The organism is Aeromicrobium sp. S22 (assembly GCF_009661045.1).
Taxonomy (GTDB): domain Bacteria; phylum Actinomycetota; class Actinomycetes; order Propionibacteriales; family Nocardioidaceae; genus Aeromicrobium; species Aeromicrobium yanjiei.
In genome coordinates, this window is sequence record NZ_WJWV01000001.1 from 449966 (window position 1) to 467223 (window position 17258).

Here is a 17258-nt window from a genome sequence, read left to right on the forward strand (position 1 = left end):
CGAGACTACGCGTCGACGCTCTGCTGGCCGAGGACGGCCAGCAGGCGCAGCTTGCCGTGGGCCTCGGTGCCGGGGGCGGCGCCCAGGATGACGAGCCGCTGGCCGTCCTCCCCGGTCGCCATGGTCTCGCAGTCGACCTCGAGCACGCCCACCTGCGGGTGGTTGAAGCGCTTGGTCCGCATGTGCCTGACGCCCACCTCGTGGCGTGCCCAGATCTCGGCGAACTCGGGACTCTCTGCCAGCAGTGCGTCGACCAGCTCGGTGACGTCGGTGTCGTGGCGCCGCCGCGACCAGGTGGCCCGCAGGTCGGCGACCCGTACCCGGCTGTGCTCGGCCCGGTCCTCGGGCAGTGCCTGGTCCTGCGCGCCGGGCTGGGTGAACCAGCGGTACGTCGAGCTGGCCTCGACGCCCGTCCGGCCGCGATGATCGCCCTGCAGCAGCAGCGACAACCGGTTCTGGGCCAGGACGACGTCGGTGTCGGAGCAGACGAACGCGACGCAGTCCTCCAACTGGTCGAGCACGTGCAGCAGCACCGGGCGGACGTGGGAGGAGACGCTCACGCGATCCGGGGCGGGGTGGCCCGCGAGGCGGTGCAGGTGGTCGCTCTCGTCCCGGCTGAGGCGCAGGGTGCGGGCCAGCGCGCGCAGCATCTGCGTCGAGGGCTGTGGGCTGCGGCCCTGCTCGAGCCGCGCGTAGTAGTCGACCGACATGCCGGTCAGCTGGGCGACCTCCTCGCGCCGCAGGCCCGGGGCCCGGCGCCGCGGGCCCGCCGTGAGGCCGACGTCGCCGGGCTGCAGGGCGTCCCGGCGGCGGACCAGGAAGTCGGCCAGTGCTTCACGTTCCATTCCCCCATCATCGCCCCGGATGCCAGTCCTAAACAGGGACCGCCAGTCCGTGGTTGACCGCTCCTCTTCCATGCCTGGTGATCGCGGCGCACGGTGGGGACATGACCACACAGGCACTTGCGACCAAGACTCTCGGCACGCTCGGCACGACCCCCGCGATGGGGCTGGGGCTCATGGGCATGTCAGCCCTGTACGGACCGGCGGATCGCGACGAGAGCATCGCCACGATCCGCGCGGCGATCGACGCCGGCATCAGGCTGCTCGACACCGGCGACTTCTACGCGATGGGGCACAACGAGATGCTGCTGCGCGACGCCCTGACGGGCGTGGACCGCGACAGCGTCGACATCAGCGTGAAGTTCGGGGCGCTGCGCGGGCCCGACGGCGGTTGGTACGGCTTCGACGCCCGTCCCGGGGCGGTCAAGACGTTCCTCGCCTACTCGCTGGAGCGGCTCGGCACCGACCACGTCGACGTCTACCGGCCGGCGCGGCTCGACCCCGACGTGCCGATCGAGGACACCGTGGGCGCGATCGCCGAGATGGTGGAGGCAGGCTTCGTGCGGCACATCGGCCTCTCCGAGGTAGGCGCCGAGACGATCCGCCGCGCCCATGCGGTGCACCCGATCAGTGACCTGCAGATCGAGTACTCGCTGGTCTCGCGCGGTGTCGAGGGCGACATCCTCGACACCTGCCGCGAGCTGGGCATCGGCATCACGGCGTACGGCGTGCTGTCGCGCGGGCTCATCAGCGGCCACTACTCGCGCGACAACGTCCAGGCCAACGACTTCCGTGCGCACTCGCCCCGGTTCCAGGGGGACAACCTGGACCGCAACCTCGCCCTCGTCGAGGCGCTGCGCGCCGTCGCGGCGGACAGCGGAGTGAGCGTCGCGCAGGCAGCGATCGCCTGGGTCGCGTCCCGCGGCGACGACATCGTCCCGCTCGTCGGGGCCCGTACGCGCGAACGGCTCGCGGAGTCGCTCGGCGCGGTCGGGGTGGAGCTGACGCCCGATCAGCTCTCGGCGATCGAAGCAGCGATGCCTGCCGGCGAGGTCGCCGGTACCCGCTACGCCGCCGAGCAGATGGCCATGCTCGACAGCGAGCGCTGACCCTCCCTCCGGGGGACCGGCGATGAGGGTTTGCGGTAGTCACAGCTGCCGCAAACCCTCATCGTGCGTCCCCGCACGCGGTCGGCTGGGGTCAGGGCGTGAGGAGGACCTTGCCGGTGGCGCGGCGCTCGTCGAGGGTCAGGAGCGCCTGGGTGGCCTCGGCGAGGGGGAAGGTCGGACCGACGACGGGACGCAGCGCGCCGCTCGCGAGGTGCGGCTCCATCGCGTCCCACTCGGCCGCGATGGCGCCGGGCCGGGCGAGGACGGACGCGCCCCAGCCGACACCGACGACCGAGACGTTGTTGAGCAGCAGTCGGTTGACCTTGACCGTCGGGATCTCGCCGGCGGTGAAGCCGATGACCAGCAGCCGGCCGTTCTCGGCCAGGCAGCGCAGGGAGTCGGTGAACCGGTCGCCGCCCACCGGGTCGACGACGACGTCGACCTTGCCGCGGGCAACGGTCGCATCCTTGAACCCGTCGGCGAGGACGAACTCATCGGCGCCCGCCTCGAGCGCCACCGCACCCTTCTCGGCGGTCGACGTCACGGCGACGACGCGACCCGCGCCGAACGCCTTGGCGACCTGGATCGCGGCGGTGCCCACACCGCCCGCTGCGCCGTGCACCAGCACGGACTCGCCGGGCTGCAGGTGCCCACGCTCGATCAGCGCGAAGTAGGCGGTGCCGTAGTTGAAGATGAACGAGGCACCCTGCTCGTACGAGACGGAGTCGGGCAGCTTGAAGGTCTCCGAGACCGGCGCCACGGCCTGCTCGGCGAAGCCACCGAGGAGGCACAGGGCGGCGACGCGGTCTCCCGCGACGAGGCCGGAGCCCTCGGGGGCGCTCAGCACCTCGCCGGCGATCTCGGCGCCGGGGGTGAAGGGCAGATCCGGCTTGACCTGGTAGAGCCCCCGGGTCTGGAGCACCTCGGGGAACGCGACGCCGGCGGCGTGCACGCGGATGAGGACCTGGCCGTCGGCCGGGACCGGATCGGGGACGTCGAGGAGCTCGACCGCGGTGGGCCCGTCGAGAGTGGTGATCTGGATCGCCTTCATGATCGCGACCCTACCGCAGGACTAAGCGGATGCTTAGCGATTCGAGCGGGTGCGTCGACGTTCGCTCAGCGGCCGAGCCACGAGCGCGACCGCGAGCAGGGCGGTGGCGCCGAGCCCCCACCACAGCAGGCGGTTCCGCGGTCCGGCCATCGGGTCCGCGACGACCGCACTGGGCCGGATGCCCGTGCCGGTGGTCTGCGGGACCGTCGAGGTCCGCTTGCTCGGAGGCGCCGCGCTGGAGCTCGTCAGTGCCGCGACGGGCTGGATGCGTCCCCAGCCCTCGCGATCGTTGCGCGTGGCCATGCGGGGACGGTCGGCCGTCGAGGTGATGCGGTTGATGATCTGCGCGGCCGAGTCCTTGGGGAAGCGCTCACGCAGCTGCGCGGCCAGCGCGCTCACGTACGGCGTCGAGTAGCTGGTGTAGGGATGATCCAACCCCACCAGGCAGTCGCCGTTCGCGTGGAACGTCGTGGGGACGTTGGCTCCCGGGGCAGAGACGTCGACGTGCCGGCCGCGGATCGACCAGTTGTCGACGCCGCCCTCGGGTCGTGCGGCGGCGACGCCGAGCACCCCGTCGAACCCCGCCGGGTACTGGACCTGCGTGTAGGGGACCTGGGGGTCTCCGGGCTTGTTGCCGGCTGCGGCCACCACGACGATGTCCTTGCGCACCGCGAAGGCGACGGCGGACTCCAGCTCCTTCAGGTCCGGGTCGCCCGGACCGGTGCTGATCGAGACGTTGATGACGTCGACCTCGTCCTGCTCGGCGGCCCAGCGGATGCCCCGTGCGACGTTCGCCGTGGAGATCTCGTCGTTGAGGAGGTTGACCCGCACCGACAGCAGCTTGGCGTCCGGCGCAGCACCGGTGAGCACCGACTTCTTCTTCAGCTGACGGGCGCGGATGATGCCGGCCACCGCGGTGCCGTGGCCCTGCTGGTCGTCGGTGCCCGAACCTCCCACGAACGACTTCTGGCCCACGATGACGCCGTCGAAGTGGGGGTTGTCGGCGTTGATCCCCGAGTCCACCACCGCGACGACCGTCCCCTTGCCGGTCGCGAGCTTCCACGACTCGGTGAAGCCGGTCTGGACGAGATTGGCGTTGGCTGCTGCGTCGGTCACCCACTTGGTCTTGCCGACCGTGCACTTGCCGTCATCGGTCGTCTGGGCCGCGGCGGGCGACACTGCGACGGCCGGGAGGGCGACGGACCCGGCCAGGACGAGCAGCGCCATCGGCAGGGCGCGCCTCATCCGACGGGTGCCCCGGCGCGCTCGACGTCGAGGGACGGTCCGTCACGGAACAGCTCGGTCCACGCACGCGGGACGGGCACCGGGGTGACGCCGCCGTAGCCGAGGCGCTTCTGCGCCTCGTCGACGGAGTTCTTGGGCTCGATCGCGTACCGGGTCGCGAGCGAGTCGATCAGGAACTCGGTGTCGACCGGGCCGCCCTGCGGGCGCGTCGTGCCGTAGACCAGGGCGCCACGGCCCTGCTGGACATCGGTCGTCACGGCCGATCCGTTCGGCAGCACCGACGGGTCGGTGGACGAGGCCAGATAGGCGCCGCTCGTCGTCGTGGCGTCCTCACCCCGCTCGAGGATCAGGCACGGGGTCGACTCGGTGTAGGAGGATGGCACGTCGTCCGGCCAGTCGCGAGGGTACGGCGTCTCGTTGGGCAGCGTGTTGAGGCTGCCGAAGTCGGCCGGGTCGAGGTTGCGCGGCTCGGACTGGCCGTTGGGGCTGACGAGGTAGATCTGGTACGCGAAGTCGGTGAGCGGGACGAGACCGCCCTCGGCGAGCACGTACTTGCGCCCGTCGACGTCGACCGGGGTGCCGATCGTGTCGAGGCCCTCGATCGCCTGACGGCCCTGCCGGAACGGCTGACCGGTCCCGGGCACCGAGAACGCCTGGATGGGGCTCGCGACCGGCAGCAGCTCGAGCCAGCTGTTGGGAGCCGGGAACGCGGTCGTGCGGTCGAGGGCCAGCGCACGAAGGATCGCTCGACCCGTCTCGCCGTCCGGTGGCACGGGGTAGCGGTAGCCGTCCGCCACGATCCAGTACTTCGCGTCGTCACGGGAGCGCACGACGAGGGCGGAGCCTGACGAACGCTTCGCGCCGGGTGTCGTGTCGACGACGGTGCGCAGGCCGCCGTCGGTGTTGGTGCACGCGGTCCACCCGTCCTGGACGAGCCGGTTGGCCGGGGGCAGGTAGTCGGGCGCGTTGAGGATGCCGATCGCGTTGCGCTTGGGCTCCTTGACCAGGATGTCGTCGGGGACATAGCTGATCTTGGGCTCGTCCCGCAGCGCCAGACGGGCCGACGCGATGTTCGCGACCGGGAACAGCTCGTCGTTGTACATGAGGAAGCGCGAGCCGCTCTCCTTGCCGATCACCAGCCCGTTGTCTCGCCAGTCGTCACTGACGGTCGGCTTGAGGACGCCGGTGACGGCGGCTCCGGCGACGAGGATGCCCGCGAGGACGAGTCCACCGATGATCGTGCGGCCGTAACGAACCGGCTCCACCTCACGCCCGCCCGGAGCACCGCTCAGGAAAGCGGTGACCAGACGGCGCCGGTTGAAGTCGTGCGCCTCGACCAGGTCGCGCTTGCTCGCCATGCGTCAGACGACGCGGTGACGGGCAGCGTACGGGCGCTTGACCAGCACCCCGCCGACCACGATCAGGCCGAGTCCGAGGACCAGGACAGGAAGCTGACCGGGGGAGCCGGCGTCGGGCAGAGCGCCTGCCTCCGGGGCGTCGGTGGGCGCGGTGGCGCTCTGCGGTGCGACGCCGGTGCCGAGCACGGGGTCGACGCTGGAGCCGGTGTTGCCGCCCTGGGACTCCGAGCTGCCCGAGCCCGGATCGCTGTCGCCGGTGTCGTCACCGGGGGTGCTGTCGTCGCCGCTCTCGACGTCACCGGTCTCGCCGCCGGGATCGATCGAGTCACCCGGGGTGGGACGCGTCGGCGAGGTCGGGGCCGGGGTCGTCGGGGCGGTCGTCGGATCCCCAGGTGTCGGCGTGGGGATCGTCGGCGTGGGGATCGTCGGATCCGGGGTCGTCGGATCGGGCGTCGTCGGCTCCGGCGTGGGGGTCGGTGCGGTGGTCTCGTCGTCGTCGAGGTCGCGGGCGAGCGCCTCGAGGTCGTCCATGTCGAGGCCAGCGAGCTGATCCGCCGGGATGTCCAGGCCGAGCGCCTGTGCCCGGGCGGAGATCTCAGCCGTCGTGGGCGCCCCAGCGGGGACGCTGGCTCCGACCTCCTCGGTGTCGGCGGCGTTCGCGATGCCGGGGAGGGCGACCGAGACCATGGCCAGTCCGAGGCCGATGGTGCCGGAGGCGGCGATCTTGCGAGCGGTGTTCATGGTTCTCCTTGGATCAGGACCGGACGGCCGAGACGATTCCGATGGCGATGACGAGCAGGGGGACGATCGCGACGAGAGCGATGAGCTCGAGAACTTCGGCCATCCGTCCTCGCGAGACCGTACGCGTGGAGGTGACGAGTGTCGAGACGAGGGTGCCGGCGGCGACCACGATCAGGACCACGATGAGGCCGGGACGCCAGTCGGGCTCCAGCACCAGCACGCTGATCGCGATGGACAGGATCCCGGCCGCAGCGGTGAGCAGACCCGCGCCGACCTCTGTCCCGGAGCGGAACTGCCGGGTGCGTACGAGCAGGGCGACTGCGGCTGCGACGGTGGTCAGCATGCCGGTCAGACCCAGGGTCACCGCGAGCGGAGCGACCGCGATCAGCAGCAGGCCGCTGGTGACGGTCGTGGCCAGCAGGACGTCGTGGCCGACGCGCGCGCCCGTGCGGACCTTCTCGATGTCGACCTCGGAGGGGTCGTCGGGGAGGGACGCAGGGTCCTCGGGCTGGGGCGAGGACGCACCGGCCGAGGTGAGCGCCAGCGCGGGCTGGACGCCCGAGGCGATGACTGCCAGCGCCAGCGCCACGAGGTAGATCTTGGCCGGCTCGAGGTCGGTCGCGATCACGAGCCCACTGGCGGCTGCGGCGATGACTCCCAAGATGACGCCGGGCAGCATGAGCAGTCGCCGGCTCTCCAGCCCGGCCATGGCCAAGATGGCCGTCACGGCGCCGGCGCCTCCCGCGGACGCCAGTGGCGCGCCGAGGATCTCGTCGGAGGAGACGGCGGTGAACGCCCCGACTGCGGCGTAGACGACTGCCGACCAGCCCAGCATCAGCGCGATCTCGTTCTCGTGCTCCAGGCGCGACACCACGATGGACGCGGTCAGCAGCACCAGCGCGATCGCACCGGCGAGCGCGCCGGCCAGGATGCTCGTGCGCTCGACGCCGATCGACAGGGCGCCGAGCGCCAGCAGCGATCCCGACGCGATGAGGGCGGTGTTACGGGCGGCCGTGGGCTCCCAAGGGCGGGTGGTCTCCTCGATGACGTCGGACATCGCCTCGACGACGTCGTCGTACACGCGAGGGGTCTCGTCGATGCCGGGAGCCAGCGTCAGGACGGCGCCGTCGTACACGTTCTGGAACGCCAGGCCGGCCGACGTCGAGAGCTGGGTGCCGTCTGCCGCCAGCAGACGGAAGCCCGTGTGGGCCGACCCCGGCTCCAGCACGCCCATCGACCGTGCGAGCTCAGGCAGCAGCTCGGCGACGGTGACGGACGACGGCAGGGCGAGATCGGTCCGACGGTCGCCCGAGGCGATCGTCACCCGAACCAGTCCACCCAGCGAGTGGACGGCAGTGCTGGAGGTCATGCAATGACTCCTGGAGTCGTCTCGTCGTCGTCGAGCCACTGGTCGTCGTCGAACGCCATGTGGTCGACGAGCTGGTCATTGTTGTCGCCGGGCCGCTGCCCCGAGCGGCCGGCCCCCGCGCCTGCGCCGGCTGCGCCGCGCGCACCGGCCGCCCCACGCGAGCCGGAGCCGGTCCCACGGGCACCGGCCGGCGAGCCGGCGCCGGAACGTCCTGCGCCGGACTGAGCGCCGCCGGGCCTGCCCGCGGAGGACTGCGCTCCGCCGGCGCGACCCGCGGACGACTGGGCGCCGCCGGGACGTCCTGCCGAGGACTGCGCTCCACCCGACTGGGCCCCGCTCGACGAAGCGGCACCGGCCGCACCTGCGCTGCGGGCGCCCAGCGTCGAGCCGTTCTGCATGCCGGCAGTACGTCCGGGTGCCGCGCTCCCGGCGGCGCTCGCGCCACCGGTCAGACGGTTGAGCAGGCCTCGCCCCGCGCCGAGGGCCCCGGCCGCGCTCGCCGCGGCTCCTGCGCCGCCTCCGCCGATCGTTCCTGCGCTGGCGGCAGCTCCGCCCGCAGTCCCGCCGCCGGCGCTGCTGCCCCCGCCTGCGCCGACACCGCCTGAGCCGACACCACCGGCGCCGGGCTCGCCGGCGACGCCGCCGGGGCCGGGGTCGCCGGGGGTCAGGGGCGCTCCTGGGTGTTGCATGCCGCCGGTGACCCACGAGCTGCTGCCGCTGCGGCCACTGGCCGACAGCATCGAGCCCACCGCGGTGCTGCCTCCGACCACGGGATTGCCGGAGCCGGACCCACCAGAGCCGCCGGAGCCGGGGCCACCACGGGTGGGATGGGGCGTCTCGTCGTCCACCGGGTCCGGGCCGATGGGGGCAGCCTTGCTCAGGAGGGCTTGGGCGACCTTCATCGAGGCATCGAATGAGTCGAGCGCCTCTCCCGCCTTGCGCTCGCGCTCCTTGAGTGCCGCGTCGTGTGCCGAGACGGCAGCATCATGTTTCTTGACGTCGGCCTTGTGCTCCTTGATGGCATCATCGTCCGCGCCGGCATCCAGCGGGGCAGGGGCCGAACCCGGCGGGCTGCCCACAGGGGGGAGCGCGCCGAGGTTTTTCTCCGCGAGCGCGAGACCGTGCCGGGCCTCCTCCATCGCGAGGGCCGACTTCTCCATCTGGTCGCGGTACTCCTCGAGCTGCTGACGCTTCTTCTCGAAGGCGGCCGCAGCCGCGTCCGCGTCGGCACCGGTCCAGGCCTTGCGAGTGCGCGAGGCCTGGGCATCCAGCTCCTCGATGATCTCGGTGACCTTCGCGTAGGAGCTCTTCCATGCGCGCTTCTTGCTGCTGGCGTTGTGGGGTGCGGTAGCCGCTATCTCCTGCAGCTTTGCCTCATTGGGTCCCATCAGACGTTCCCCCTGTCTTGGTGGTGAGTGCGGACGAGACGCCGCGGCGACGCCGGGCCATGGCGGCGGCAACGACGAGCAGGGCGACGAGGACGGCCGCTCCGATGATCCATGGCAGAGGTGACGACGACTCGTCCTCGGCCGCCGGCTGGGCGGACTGATCCGCGGCGGGCTTGTCATTGGTGTCGGCGGGTGTCGGCTTCGGGGTGGGGGGGTTGGGGTCCTTCCACGCCGACAGCGGGTACGTGTCGTAGGCGTAGCTGGGCCCCTTGAGCAAGGGGTTCTCGTCGGGCCAGCCGGCCGGGTCGCGAGCCAGCAGCTTCTCGAGGCTGATGACGCCGAAGCCGCCCTCCATGCTGTAGCCGTAGTCGCGTCCGCCGGCGCTGTGGATGAGCTGCTGGATGAGCTGGTTGCCGGTGGCGTGGGGGTACTTGGACTTCACCAGCGCCAGGGCGCCCGCAACCAAGGGTGTGGCGTCCGAGGTGCCGGTGCGCTCCACACCGGAGACCCAGCGTGCCTGGGTCGCGGTGCCCTTCATGGCTCCGGAGGCGATGTCGACGCCGGGGGCGATGATCGTGATGTTGCCCCCGGGCTGCTTCTTCCACGGCCGGATCTTCTTGTCCAGCACCCCGACGGCCACGACACCGGGCAGGCTGGCCGGTTCGGTCACGGAGGAGCTCGGGTTGCCCGCCCCGGCGACCACGACGATGCCTGCGGCCTGGGCCGCTTCGATGTCTGCTGTGAGGCCCGTGCTGTTGGTGTAGGAGTAGCTGATGATGTCGACCTTGTCCTTGATCGCCTGCTCGAACAGCTCGCCGGGAAATTGCGTTTCCTGGTCGGTCGGGTCGGGATCCATCTGGTAGAAATACACCTCGGCGTCCGGCGCCATGCCGGTGATGCCGGCGCCGCCGGGCGCGTTGCCCTTGCCCTGGCCGACGATCAGCGTGGTCATGGCGGTGCCATGGCTCGCGTAGAACTCACGGGAGAAGGACCTGGGCTTGACGAGCTTGGACTTCAGGCCGGGCGCAAGAGCTGCACGCAGCTTGACCTTGGCGCCGTCCAGCTCGGGGATGTCGCGGTTCAGCGCACCGTCGATGACCGCGATCTTCACACCCTTGCCGGTCGACTGCTCGTGGTTCGCTGCCACGCTGAGACTGGTGAACCACCATGGCTCGAGCGGCTTCGCCGAGGCGGGTGGTGTGGCAAGGGTGAGGAGGACCAGTGCGGCGGCGACAGCGGCGCCCCCGCGGCCGCGGATTGTCACTTGGGAGCTCCTCCGGAGGCGTCGAAAAGAGCGTCCTCGCCCTGATCTTCGCCGAAGGTTGGGATGCTCGGAGCTTCCTTCGAGCGGAGGCCGTCGAGGGACGGCTCCTTGACACTGGGGTTCTCCTCGTCGAAGGCGTCGATCTCCGGGGTGGTGTCGAGATCGGTATCGGGCTCCTGCAGCCGGTGGCCGGCCTCGTTACGGGCCTGCTCGTGCGCATTCTGCAGCGTTGCGGCGTCGACCTTTGCCGCGATCATCGCCATTGTGGCGAGAACGTCGTTGTCGGTCTGGTCGTGGTTGTGCGCGGCCTGCACGATCGTGCTGCCGAAGTCGTCGAGATCGGTCGTCATCGCCGCGAGGGTCTTGTCGAAGACCTCGACCACCGCCTGGTGCTGGTCGAAGAGCGCCTGCGCGGACGGGTACGAGCTGAAGCCGCCACCCCCCGCGGCGTCCGCGAGCTCGGTGCGGGCAGCCTGCGCCCTCTCGTTGAGTGCCGCGGTGGCGCGGCCGATCTTCTCGACCTCTTCGATCGTCAGCTCGATGTGAGCGCCGGAACCGCCCCCGCCAGTGGCGGGGGCGGTTCCAAGACGTGCGTCAGGGTCCATGCGTGATCAGCCGCCGAACGACGAGGCGTTCTGGGTCTCGGTGCGGCGGTAGTCCTCACCGGAGTCGTTGACGGCCTGGCCCGACTGGGACAGCGTCAGCTTGAGGTCCTGGATGGCCTGGTCCCACTTGGCCTTGGCCTGCTGGTAGGAGGCAGCAGCCTCACCGGTCCAGTCGCCCTTGAGGGGCGTCAGGTCCTGGTCGAGCTGGTTGAGGCGAGCCTCGAGCTTGGCCACGCCCGCAGCGACCTCGCCCGCGAGGTTGCCGAGCCCGCCGAAGGAGACGGCAAGACGTCCTGTGTTTCCGGTCATGGTGAAGTCCTCTCTCAACCCTGCGTGGTCATGCGGTTGGCGATCTGCGTGTACTTGTCCTGCTGCGCCTGATCGGTGGTCGTGTACGCCTTGTCGGCGCCCGTCAGGTTGGCGTCGAAGACCTCGAGCGCCTTCAGGATGTGGTTGGTCTCGCGGGTCCAGGCGTTGATGAGGCCGGTGAAGCTCTCGGATCCTCCGCCCTCCCACGATCCCTTGGTCTGCAGACGGGTCGGCATGTTGCCGACCTCGGTGTTGAGCTCGCCGTGCGCGTCGCGCACCAGCCCGGCAGCCTTGGTCAGCGCCATTTCTTCGCGGCTGAGGTCAGTCATGAGGTTCCCCCTTGCGCTCTCGCGCCGAGACGATGTGTGCGGTCAGACTATGACAGGTGGTCTTGATTGACTACTGGAACGGCGGATTTTCTAGTTCTTTGTGATGACGAGCGGTTCTCACGGCGAGGTGAGGATGCGCATCCAGTCGAACAGCCCCGTGGCGAGCGGCAGCGAACCGTAGACGAGGATCCCGGCGAACGTCTCGGCGGTCTCGGCGGTGCGTGACCACCTCACCGAGGACCAGCCGCGGGAGACCGCGCGGGCGACGACGACCAGGAGCATCCCGAGGGCCACGATCGCGGCGGTGACGAACGGCCTGATCGAGTCACCGAGCTGATCGAACGCGTAGACGGTGATGAGCACCAGCACGATCGTCCCCGCGCTGCGCTGGGCCCGGCGTGCGGTGCGGATGCGGAGTGCCCGGCCGCCCAACGTGAAGCTGCCACCCACGCCGACGCACAACAAGATGATGCCGATGCGGCGGGACGTGCCGTGGTCGCCCAGCAGGAGGGCGACCGTGGCCACGACGACGGCGACCGCGCCGAACACGCTGGCCGCGTCCACGAGGCGCAGTGCCCGTCGCGCGACGGACTCGACGTCGTCGCGGCGGATGACGCCTCGGAACGACCGCCGCGGCTGCTCACGCGCGGTCCACGCGGTGACGGCGAGGCGGGCGAAGTCGAGCAGGACGTGATCGGGCACCTCCACGACCCGAGCCGGTACGAGGCGGGTCGACACCGTCGCCAGGGTGAGGACCAGGACCCAGAAGGTCGTCGTCGACCACTCCATCAGCAGGCAAGCCGCTGCACAACCGGCCACGACGCACCCGGTGAACATCCAGCCGAGGAGCCAGTCGTCGGCGATCCGGGGAGACCCGGAGCGGACGACGGCGGCGCTGGCCGCTGCCACGAGTCCTGATACTGCGGCCACCAGCAGGACGTGACCGGCGTCGCCGTCGTCGAGCGTCGCCATCGTCACGGTGGCCGCACCTGCCGCGACCAGCAGAGGGACGACCGAGAGCCAGGCCCGGTCGACGCGACGCTCGCCGCGGGCCAGCAGCACGGCCAGCAGGGCGATGACCAGGAGCGCGGCCGTGGCGGCGTCGGCAGCGATGCCGCCTTCCACCGTGCCCGCGACGGCGGCGAAGATGCCGGCGGCGCCGGTCGCCAGCGGCATCATGACGGCGCGGCGGCCCTCCGCGCGCGGTGCCGGCCCGTCACCGGGCGTCTCCTCCGGGGTGTCGCGGACCCGCCGGCCCGGCACGCCCGTGCCGGCGATCGCCACCAGCACGTCACCGTGGGTCAGACCGACGCCGTGGACGGTGTCCTGAGGGGCGAGCCCACGGCCGGCCGCGCTGTGCAGGAGGGCCGGGCCGCCGTCGGTGCGCTCGGCGTACATGTGGGCCAGGGAGGAGATCTCGGTCCAGAGCGGAACTGCCACGTCGACACGTCCGCCGTCGCCGAGGATCGTCAGCCGGACGGTGGCGTGCACGATGCTGTCGGTCATGTCCCCCCTTTTCGCCTGGGGTACATGGTGCCCGATCCCGGGGGCGTTGTCGTCACAGGCTGTCAGCCCCATCGCACGTACGTGGTGCCGCGTGGCCCGAGTTCCCCCTAGGATTGGCCCGGCAACGGGGGTGCAGGCACGCCGACCCCTTCTTCTTCGTCCGACGGAGGTCCACGTGTCCACCACGCTGCGCCGCGGGGAGCGCATCGAGCGACCGTCCGTGCCCGAGGGCCGCTTCGATCTCCAGCCCCCACCTGAGCTCCAGCCGCACGAGGGCATCGGCGGTGCCCTGATGATGGCGTTGCCGATGCTCGCGAGCGTCGGCTCGATCGTCTTCGTCGCCTCGAGCGGCGCCGGTGCGCGCGGGTTCATCGCCGCCGGCATGTTCCTGGTCGCCACGCTCGGCTTCGTGGCCGTCAACGTCGAACGACAGCTCAAGCAGCGCAAGACCAAGGTGGTCGGCGCCCGGCGCGAGTATCTGCAGTACCTCTCGACGGTCCGCGGCAACGTCCGCCGGGTCGCCGAGGAGCAGCGTGACGGGCTCGTCTGGCTCCACCCCTCGCCGTCCGTCCTCGCGACGTTCGCCGAGGAGGGCAGCCGGGTGTGGGAGAGAGGCGCCGAGGACCCGCACCGCCTGCACGTCCGTTACGGCACGTCGACGCAGCCCTTGGCAGTCGAGCTGGTGCCGCCGGAGACCGCGCCCATCGACCAGGTCGACCCGGTCTGCGCGTCCGCGCTGCACCGTCTGCTCGCGGTGCACCGGGCCCAGCCGAGCCTCCCGGCAGCGATCGACCTGGGTGCGTTCAGCCGCATCGAGCTCATCGGTCCCGAGGGATACGTGCGGGGCCTGGCCCGCTCGATGATCTGCGAGGCCACAGCGTTCCACGCCCCCGACCAGCTCGTCGTGGCCGTGCTCACCGACGGCGACGCCGCGCGGCACTGGGACTGGGTGAAGTGGCTTCCGCAGGCGCAGAGCGGTCGTGAGAACGACGCGGTCGGACCCAGCCGCATGGTCTCGGGATCGATCGACGACCTGGCCGCGATGCTGCCCCGCGAGCTGATCGACCGCCCGCGGTTCGGCGCGGACCAGCCGGTCGAGGGTCCGCACGTCCTGCTCGTGGTGGACGGTGTCGAGCTGCCCCCGGGCAACCACCTCGTCCCGGACGAGGGCGTCCACGGCGTCACGGTGCTCGAGCTGCCTGAGCGCTGGGGAGAGCTGGACGACCCGACCCGGCTGCGACTGCAGTTCGAGGACCGGGGCGACAGCGCCGCCGTGACGGCGTGGCGCCGGCACGAGGAGCCCGTACGTGCGTCGGCCGATCATCTCGACCTGCCGTCCGCCGAGGCGTTCGCCCGCCGGCTCGCGCCGCTGGGCGCGGTCGAGGGACCGGTGCGCGAGGACGCGATGGCCGGCACCCCCGATCTCACCGACCTGCTGGGGCTCGGCGACGTCCGCAACCTCAACGTCGCGGACGCATGGCGAGAGCGGCCGGCGCGCGACCAGCTGCGCGTGCCGATCGGCATCGGCGCCAACGGGGCCCCGATCTACCTGGACATCAAGGAGTCCGCCCAGCAGGGCATGGGCCCGCACGGCCTGGTGATCGGTGCGACCGGCTCGGGCAAGTCCGAGCTGCTGCGCACCCTCGTCCTCGGCCTTGCGCTGACCCACTCCTCCGAGACCCTCAACATGGTGCTGGTCGACTTCAAGGGCGGCGCGACGTTCGCGGGCCTGTCGGACCTGCCCCACGTCTCGGCCGTCATCACCAACCTCGAGGACGAGCTGCCGCTCGTCGACCGCATGCAGGACGCCCTGTCCGGTGAGATGGTGCGCCGCCAGGAGCTGCTCCGACGGGCCGGCAACTACGCGTCGGCCCGCGACTACGAGAAGGCAAGGGCGGCCGGCGAGGACCTCGAGCCGATGCCCAGCCTGTTCATCGTGGTCGACGAGTTCTCCGAGATGCTGTCGGCCAAGCCCGACTTCATCGACCTGTTCGTGGCGATCGGTCGACTCGGCCGCTCGCTGGGCCTGCACCTGCTGCTCGCCTCGCAGCGGCTGGAGGAGGGCCGGCTCCGCGGGCTCGAGAGCCACCTGTCGTACCGGATCGGCCTGCGCACGTTCTCGGCGGCCGAGTCGCGAGCCGTGCTCGGCTCGCCCGACGCGTACGAGCTGCCGTCGGTGCCCGGCCTCGGTTATCTCAAGGCCGACCAGTCGAGCATGACGCGGTTCAAGGCCGCGTACGTCTCGGGGCCGCCCCCGCGTCGCGCCGCCGCGGCGATGGCGGACGGTGCCCAGGCGCGCAGCATCCTCCCGTTCACCACGACCCACGTCCTGGCCCCGCTCGACGACGAGCCGGCCGAGGCCGAGGCCGAGATGCCTGTCGCGCCCGCGGCAGAGAGCACCGCGTCCGTGCTCGACATCGCGGTCGACACGATGGTCGGTCAGGGGCCGCAGGCGCACCAGGTCTGGCTGCCGCCGCTCGACGTGCCCGACACGCTCGACGTGCTCATGCCCGACCTCGCCGAGACCGACGACGCCGGGCTGCTGTCCTCGCGCTGGAGCGTCTACGGCGGCCTCCGCGTGCCCATGGGCACGCTCGATCGCCCGCGCGAGCAGCGGCGCGAAGTGCTGACGGTCGACCTGTCCGGTGCCGGTGGCCACCTCGCGGTCGTCGGCGGCCCCCGCAGCGGCAAGAGCACGGTGCTGCGCACCGTCGTCGCGAGCATCGCGCTGACGTCCAGCCCGCGGGACTCCCAGATCTACGTCCTGGACTTCGGCGGCGGCACGTTCTCGGCGATGACCGACCTGCCGCACGTCTCGGGCGTCGGCACGCGTGCCGAGCCGGATGTGGTGCGCCGCATCTTCGCCGAGGTCAACGGCATCGCCGACCGCCGCGAGGCGTACCTGCGCCAGCAGGGCATCGACTCGGTCGAGACCTACCGCGCCCGGCGGCGCGAGGGCTCGGTCGACGACGGCTACGGCGACGTCTACCTCGTGATCGACGGCTGGAGCACGCTGCGAGCCGACTTCGACTCCCTCGAGATGGAGATGCAGACGCTGGCCCAGCGCGGCCTGACGTACGGCATACACGTCCTCGCCGGTGCGTCGCGCTGGGGTGACTTCCGTGCGGCGATGCGTGATCTGTTCGGCACCCGGCTCGAGCTGCGGCTCGGCGACCCGACCGACTCCGAGATCGACCGCAAGGTCGCCCAGCTCGTCCCCGCCGAGCGACCGGGGCGCGGACTCGTCCCCTCCAAGCTGCACTTCCTGTCGGCGCTGCCGCGCCTCGACGGCAAGGCGGACGGCGCGACCGTCGGCCCCGCCGTCGACGACCTGGTCGCCCGGGTCAAGGCGTCGTGGCCGGGGCAGGGCGGTCCCAAGCTGCGCCTGCTGCCGTCCCGGATCGAGCTGGACCGCGTGCGCGAGCTCGCGGGACAGCCCGACGACCCCCGGGTGCTGCTGGGCATCGACGAGCGCGACCTCGCGCCGGTCGGGCTCGACGTCGAGGCCGAGCCGCACCTGCTGGTCTACGGCGACGGCCGCTCGGGCAAGAGCTCGCTGCTGCGTGCGTACGCCCGAGAGGTCATGCGCAGCCGCACGCCCGCCCAGGCGCAGATCATCGTGGTCGACTACCGCCGCGCGATGCTCGGCGAGCTGCCCGACGAGTTCCAGATGGAGTACGTGTCGAGCGCCGCGCAGATCGAGGCGGTGATCGGTGGCCTGGCAGAGGTGCTGAAGAGCCGCCTGCCCGGACCGGACGTGACCCCGGACCAGCTGCGCAGCCGCTCGTGGTGGAGCGGCCCCGACGCGTACGTCCTGGTCGACGACTACGACCTGGTGTCGCCGCAGAACGCCTCACCGCTCGCGCCCCTCGTGCCGTACCTGGCGCAGGGCCGCGACGTCGGTCTGCACATGGTCGTGGCCCGGCGCTCGGGCGGCGCGTCGCGGGCGTCGTTCGATCCCGTGCTGCAGACGCTGCGCGAGCTCGCCCAGCCCGGCATCCTGCTCTCGGGCAGCCCCGACGAGGGGCCGCTGATCGGCAACGCCCGGCCCCGGCCGGCGCAGGCCGGACGCGCACAGCTCATCACGCGCGACCGCGGCGTGGAGATCATCCAGACCGCCTGGGCCCCACCCACGACCTAGC

14 protein-coding genes are annotated in these 17258 nt (G+C 71.5%); 2 read left to right on the forward strand and 12 right to left on the reverse strand.

Annotated features, from left to right (window positions below):
- Positions 1–5: 5 nt before the first annotated feature.
- Positions 6–845, reverse strand: a complete 840-nt coding sequence (locus GEV27_RS02220; RefSeq protein ID WP_153909926.1) for a helix-turn-helix transcriptional regulator — start codon at positions 843–845, stop codon at positions 6–8.
- Positions 846–946: 101 nt separating this feature from the next.
- On the opposite strand from GEV27_RS02220, the gene GEV27_RS02225 reads away from it, so the two are divergent.
- Positions 947–1951, forward strand: coding sequence for an aldo/keto reductase (locus GEV27_RS02225; RefSeq protein ID WP_153933370.1), 1005 nt, complete (start codon positions 947–949; stop codon positions 1949–1951).
- A 91-nt stretch (positions 1952–2042) separates the two neighbouring features.
- Here the strand turns inward: GEV27_RS02225 and GEV27_RS02230 are convergent, their stop codons facing one another.
- The 11 genes from GEV27_RS02230 to GEV27_RS02280 all read right to left on the reverse strand — a co-directional run bounded on the left by GEV27_RS02230 (position 2043) and on the right by GEV27_RS02280 (position 13116).
- On the reverse strand, positions 2043–3002 hold the full coding sequence (locus GEV27_RS02230) for an NADPH:quinone oxidoreductase family protein (RefSeq protein ID WP_153933371.1): 960 nt from the start codon (positions 3000–3002) through the stop codon (positions 2043–2045).
- A 33-nt stretch (positions 3003–3035) separates the two neighbouring features.
- The gene (locus tag GEV27_RS02235) at positions 3036–4247 is read right to left on the reverse strand and encodes a S8 family serine peptidase (protein WP_153933372.1); all 1212 of its coding nucleotides are present in this window, start codon (positions 4245–4247) and stop codon (positions 3036–3038) included.
- Complete coding sequence (gene eccB / locus GEV27_RS02240) at positions 4244–5605, reverse strand: type VII secretion protein EccB (RefSeq protein WP_153654589.1); 1362 nt, start codon at positions 5603–5605, stop codon at positions 4244–4246. The genes GEV27_RS02235 and eccB overlap by 4 nt, the downstream gene beginning before the upstream one ends.
- A gap of 3 nt (positions 5606–5608) precedes the next feature.
- Complete coding sequence (locus GEV27_RS02245; RefSeq protein WP_153933373.1) at positions 5609–6346, reverse strand: hypothetical protein; 738 nt, start codon at positions 6344–6346, stop codon at positions 5609–5611.
- A gap of 13 nt (positions 6347–6359) precedes the next feature.
- Positions 6360–7715 (reverse strand): type VII secretion integral membrane protein EccD, encoded by a 1356-nt coding sequence (gene eccD, locus GEV27_RS02250; RefSeq protein ID WP_153909930.1) that lies wholly within the window; start codon positions 7713–7715, stop codon positions 6360–6362.
- Positions 7712–9103: a hypothetical protein gene (locus tag GEV27_RS02255; protein ID WP_153933374.1), complete on the reverse strand. Its 1392-nt coding sequence runs from the start codon at positions 9101–9103 to the stop codon at positions 7712–7714. The genes eccD and GEV27_RS02255 overlap by 4 nt, the downstream gene beginning before the upstream one ends.
- Positions 9090–10250 (reverse strand): S8/S53 family peptidase, encoded by a 1161-nt coding sequence (locus tag GEV27_RS02260; RefSeq protein WP_194944107.1) that lies wholly within the window; start codon positions 10248–10250, stop codon positions 9090–9092. Before GEV27_RS02260 ends, GEV27_RS02255 begins: the two co-directional genes overlap by 14 nt.
- 113 nt (positions 10251–10363) lie before the next feature.
- On the reverse strand, positions 10364–10972 hold the full coding sequence (locus GEV27_RS02265) for a hypothetical protein (protein ID WP_153933376.1): 609 nt from the start codon (positions 10970–10972) through the stop codon (positions 10364–10366).
- 6 nt (positions 10973–10978) lie between these two features.
- Positions 10979–11281 carry a WXG100 family type VII secretion target gene (locus tag GEV27_RS02270; RefSeq protein WP_153654584.1) on the reverse strand — a complete coding sequence of 101 codons (303 nt, stop codon included), beginning with the start codon at positions 11279–11281 and terminating at the stop codon, positions 10979–10981.
- Between the two features lie 14 nt (positions 11282–11295).
- Complete coding sequence (locus GEV27_RS02275) at positions 11296–11610, reverse strand: WXG100 family type VII secretion target (protein ID WP_153654583.1); 315 nt, start codon at positions 11608–11610, stop codon at positions 11296–11298.
- A gap of 117 nt (positions 11611–11727) precedes the next feature.
- The gene (locus tag GEV27_RS02280; protein WP_153933377.1) at positions 11728–13116 is read right to left on the reverse strand and encodes a hypothetical protein; all 1389 of its coding nucleotides are present in this window, start codon (positions 13114–13116) and stop codon (positions 11728–11730) included.
- 175 nt (positions 13117–13291) lie between these two features.
- Between GEV27_RS02280 and eccCa the strand changes: the two genes are divergently transcribed.
- On the forward strand, positions 13292–17257 hold the full coding sequence (eccCa, locus tag GEV27_RS02285) for a type VII secretion protein EccCa (RefSeq protein ID WP_309221983.1): 3966 nt from the start codon (positions 13292–13294) through the stop codon (positions 17255–17257).
- Position 17258: the final 1 nt, after the last annotated feature.

Bases quoted from the DNA above. Each gene is read 5' to 3' on its own strand.
- GEV27_RS02220 (WP_153909926.1), bottom strand. From the start codon at position 845: ATGGAACGTGAAGCACTGGCCGACTTCCTGGTCCGCCGCCGGGACGCC.
- GEV27_RS02225 (WP_153933370.1), top strand. From the start codon at position 947: ATGACCACACAGGCACTTGCGACCAAGACTCTCGGCACGCTCGGCACG.
- GEV27_RS02230 (WP_153933371.1), bottom strand. From the start codon at position 3,002: ATGAAGGCGATCCAGATCACCACTCTCGACGGGCCCACCGCGGTCGAG.
- GEV27_RS02235 (WP_153933372.1), bottom strand. From the start codon at position 4,247: ATGAGGCGCGCCCTGCCGATGGCGCTGCTCGTCCTGGCCGGGTCCGTC.
- eccB (WP_153654589.1), bottom strand. From the start codon at position 5,605: ATGGCGAGCAAGCGCGACCTGGTCGAGGCGCACGACTTCAACCGGCGC.
- GEV27_RS02245 (WP_153933373.1), bottom strand. From the start codon at position 6,346: ATGAACACCGCTCGCAAGATCGCCGCCTCCGGCACCATCGGCCTCGGA.
- eccD (WP_153909930.1), bottom strand. From the start codon at position 7,715: ATGACCTCCAGCACTGCCGTCCACTCGCTGGGTGGACTGGTTCGGGTG.
- GEV27_RS02255 (WP_153933374.1), bottom strand. From the start codon at position 9,103: ATGGGACCCAATGAGGCAAAGCTGCAGGAGATAGCGGCTACCGCACCC.
- GEV27_RS02265 (WP_153933376.1), bottom strand. From the start codon at position 10,972: ATGGACCCTGACGCACGTCTTGGAACCGCCCCCGCCACTGGCGGGGGC.
- GEV27_RS02270 (WP_153654584.1), bottom strand. From the start codon at position 11,281: ATGACCGGAAACACAGGACGTCTTGCCGTCTCCTTCGGCGGGCTCGGC.
- GEV27_RS02275 (WP_153654583.1), bottom strand. From the start codon at position 11,610: ATGACTGACCTCAGCCGCGAAGAAATGGCGCTGACCAAGGCTGCCGGG.
- GEV27_RS02280 (WP_153933377.1), bottom strand. From the start codon at position 13,116: ATGACCGACAGCATCGTGCACGCCACCGTCCGGCTGACGATCCTCGGC.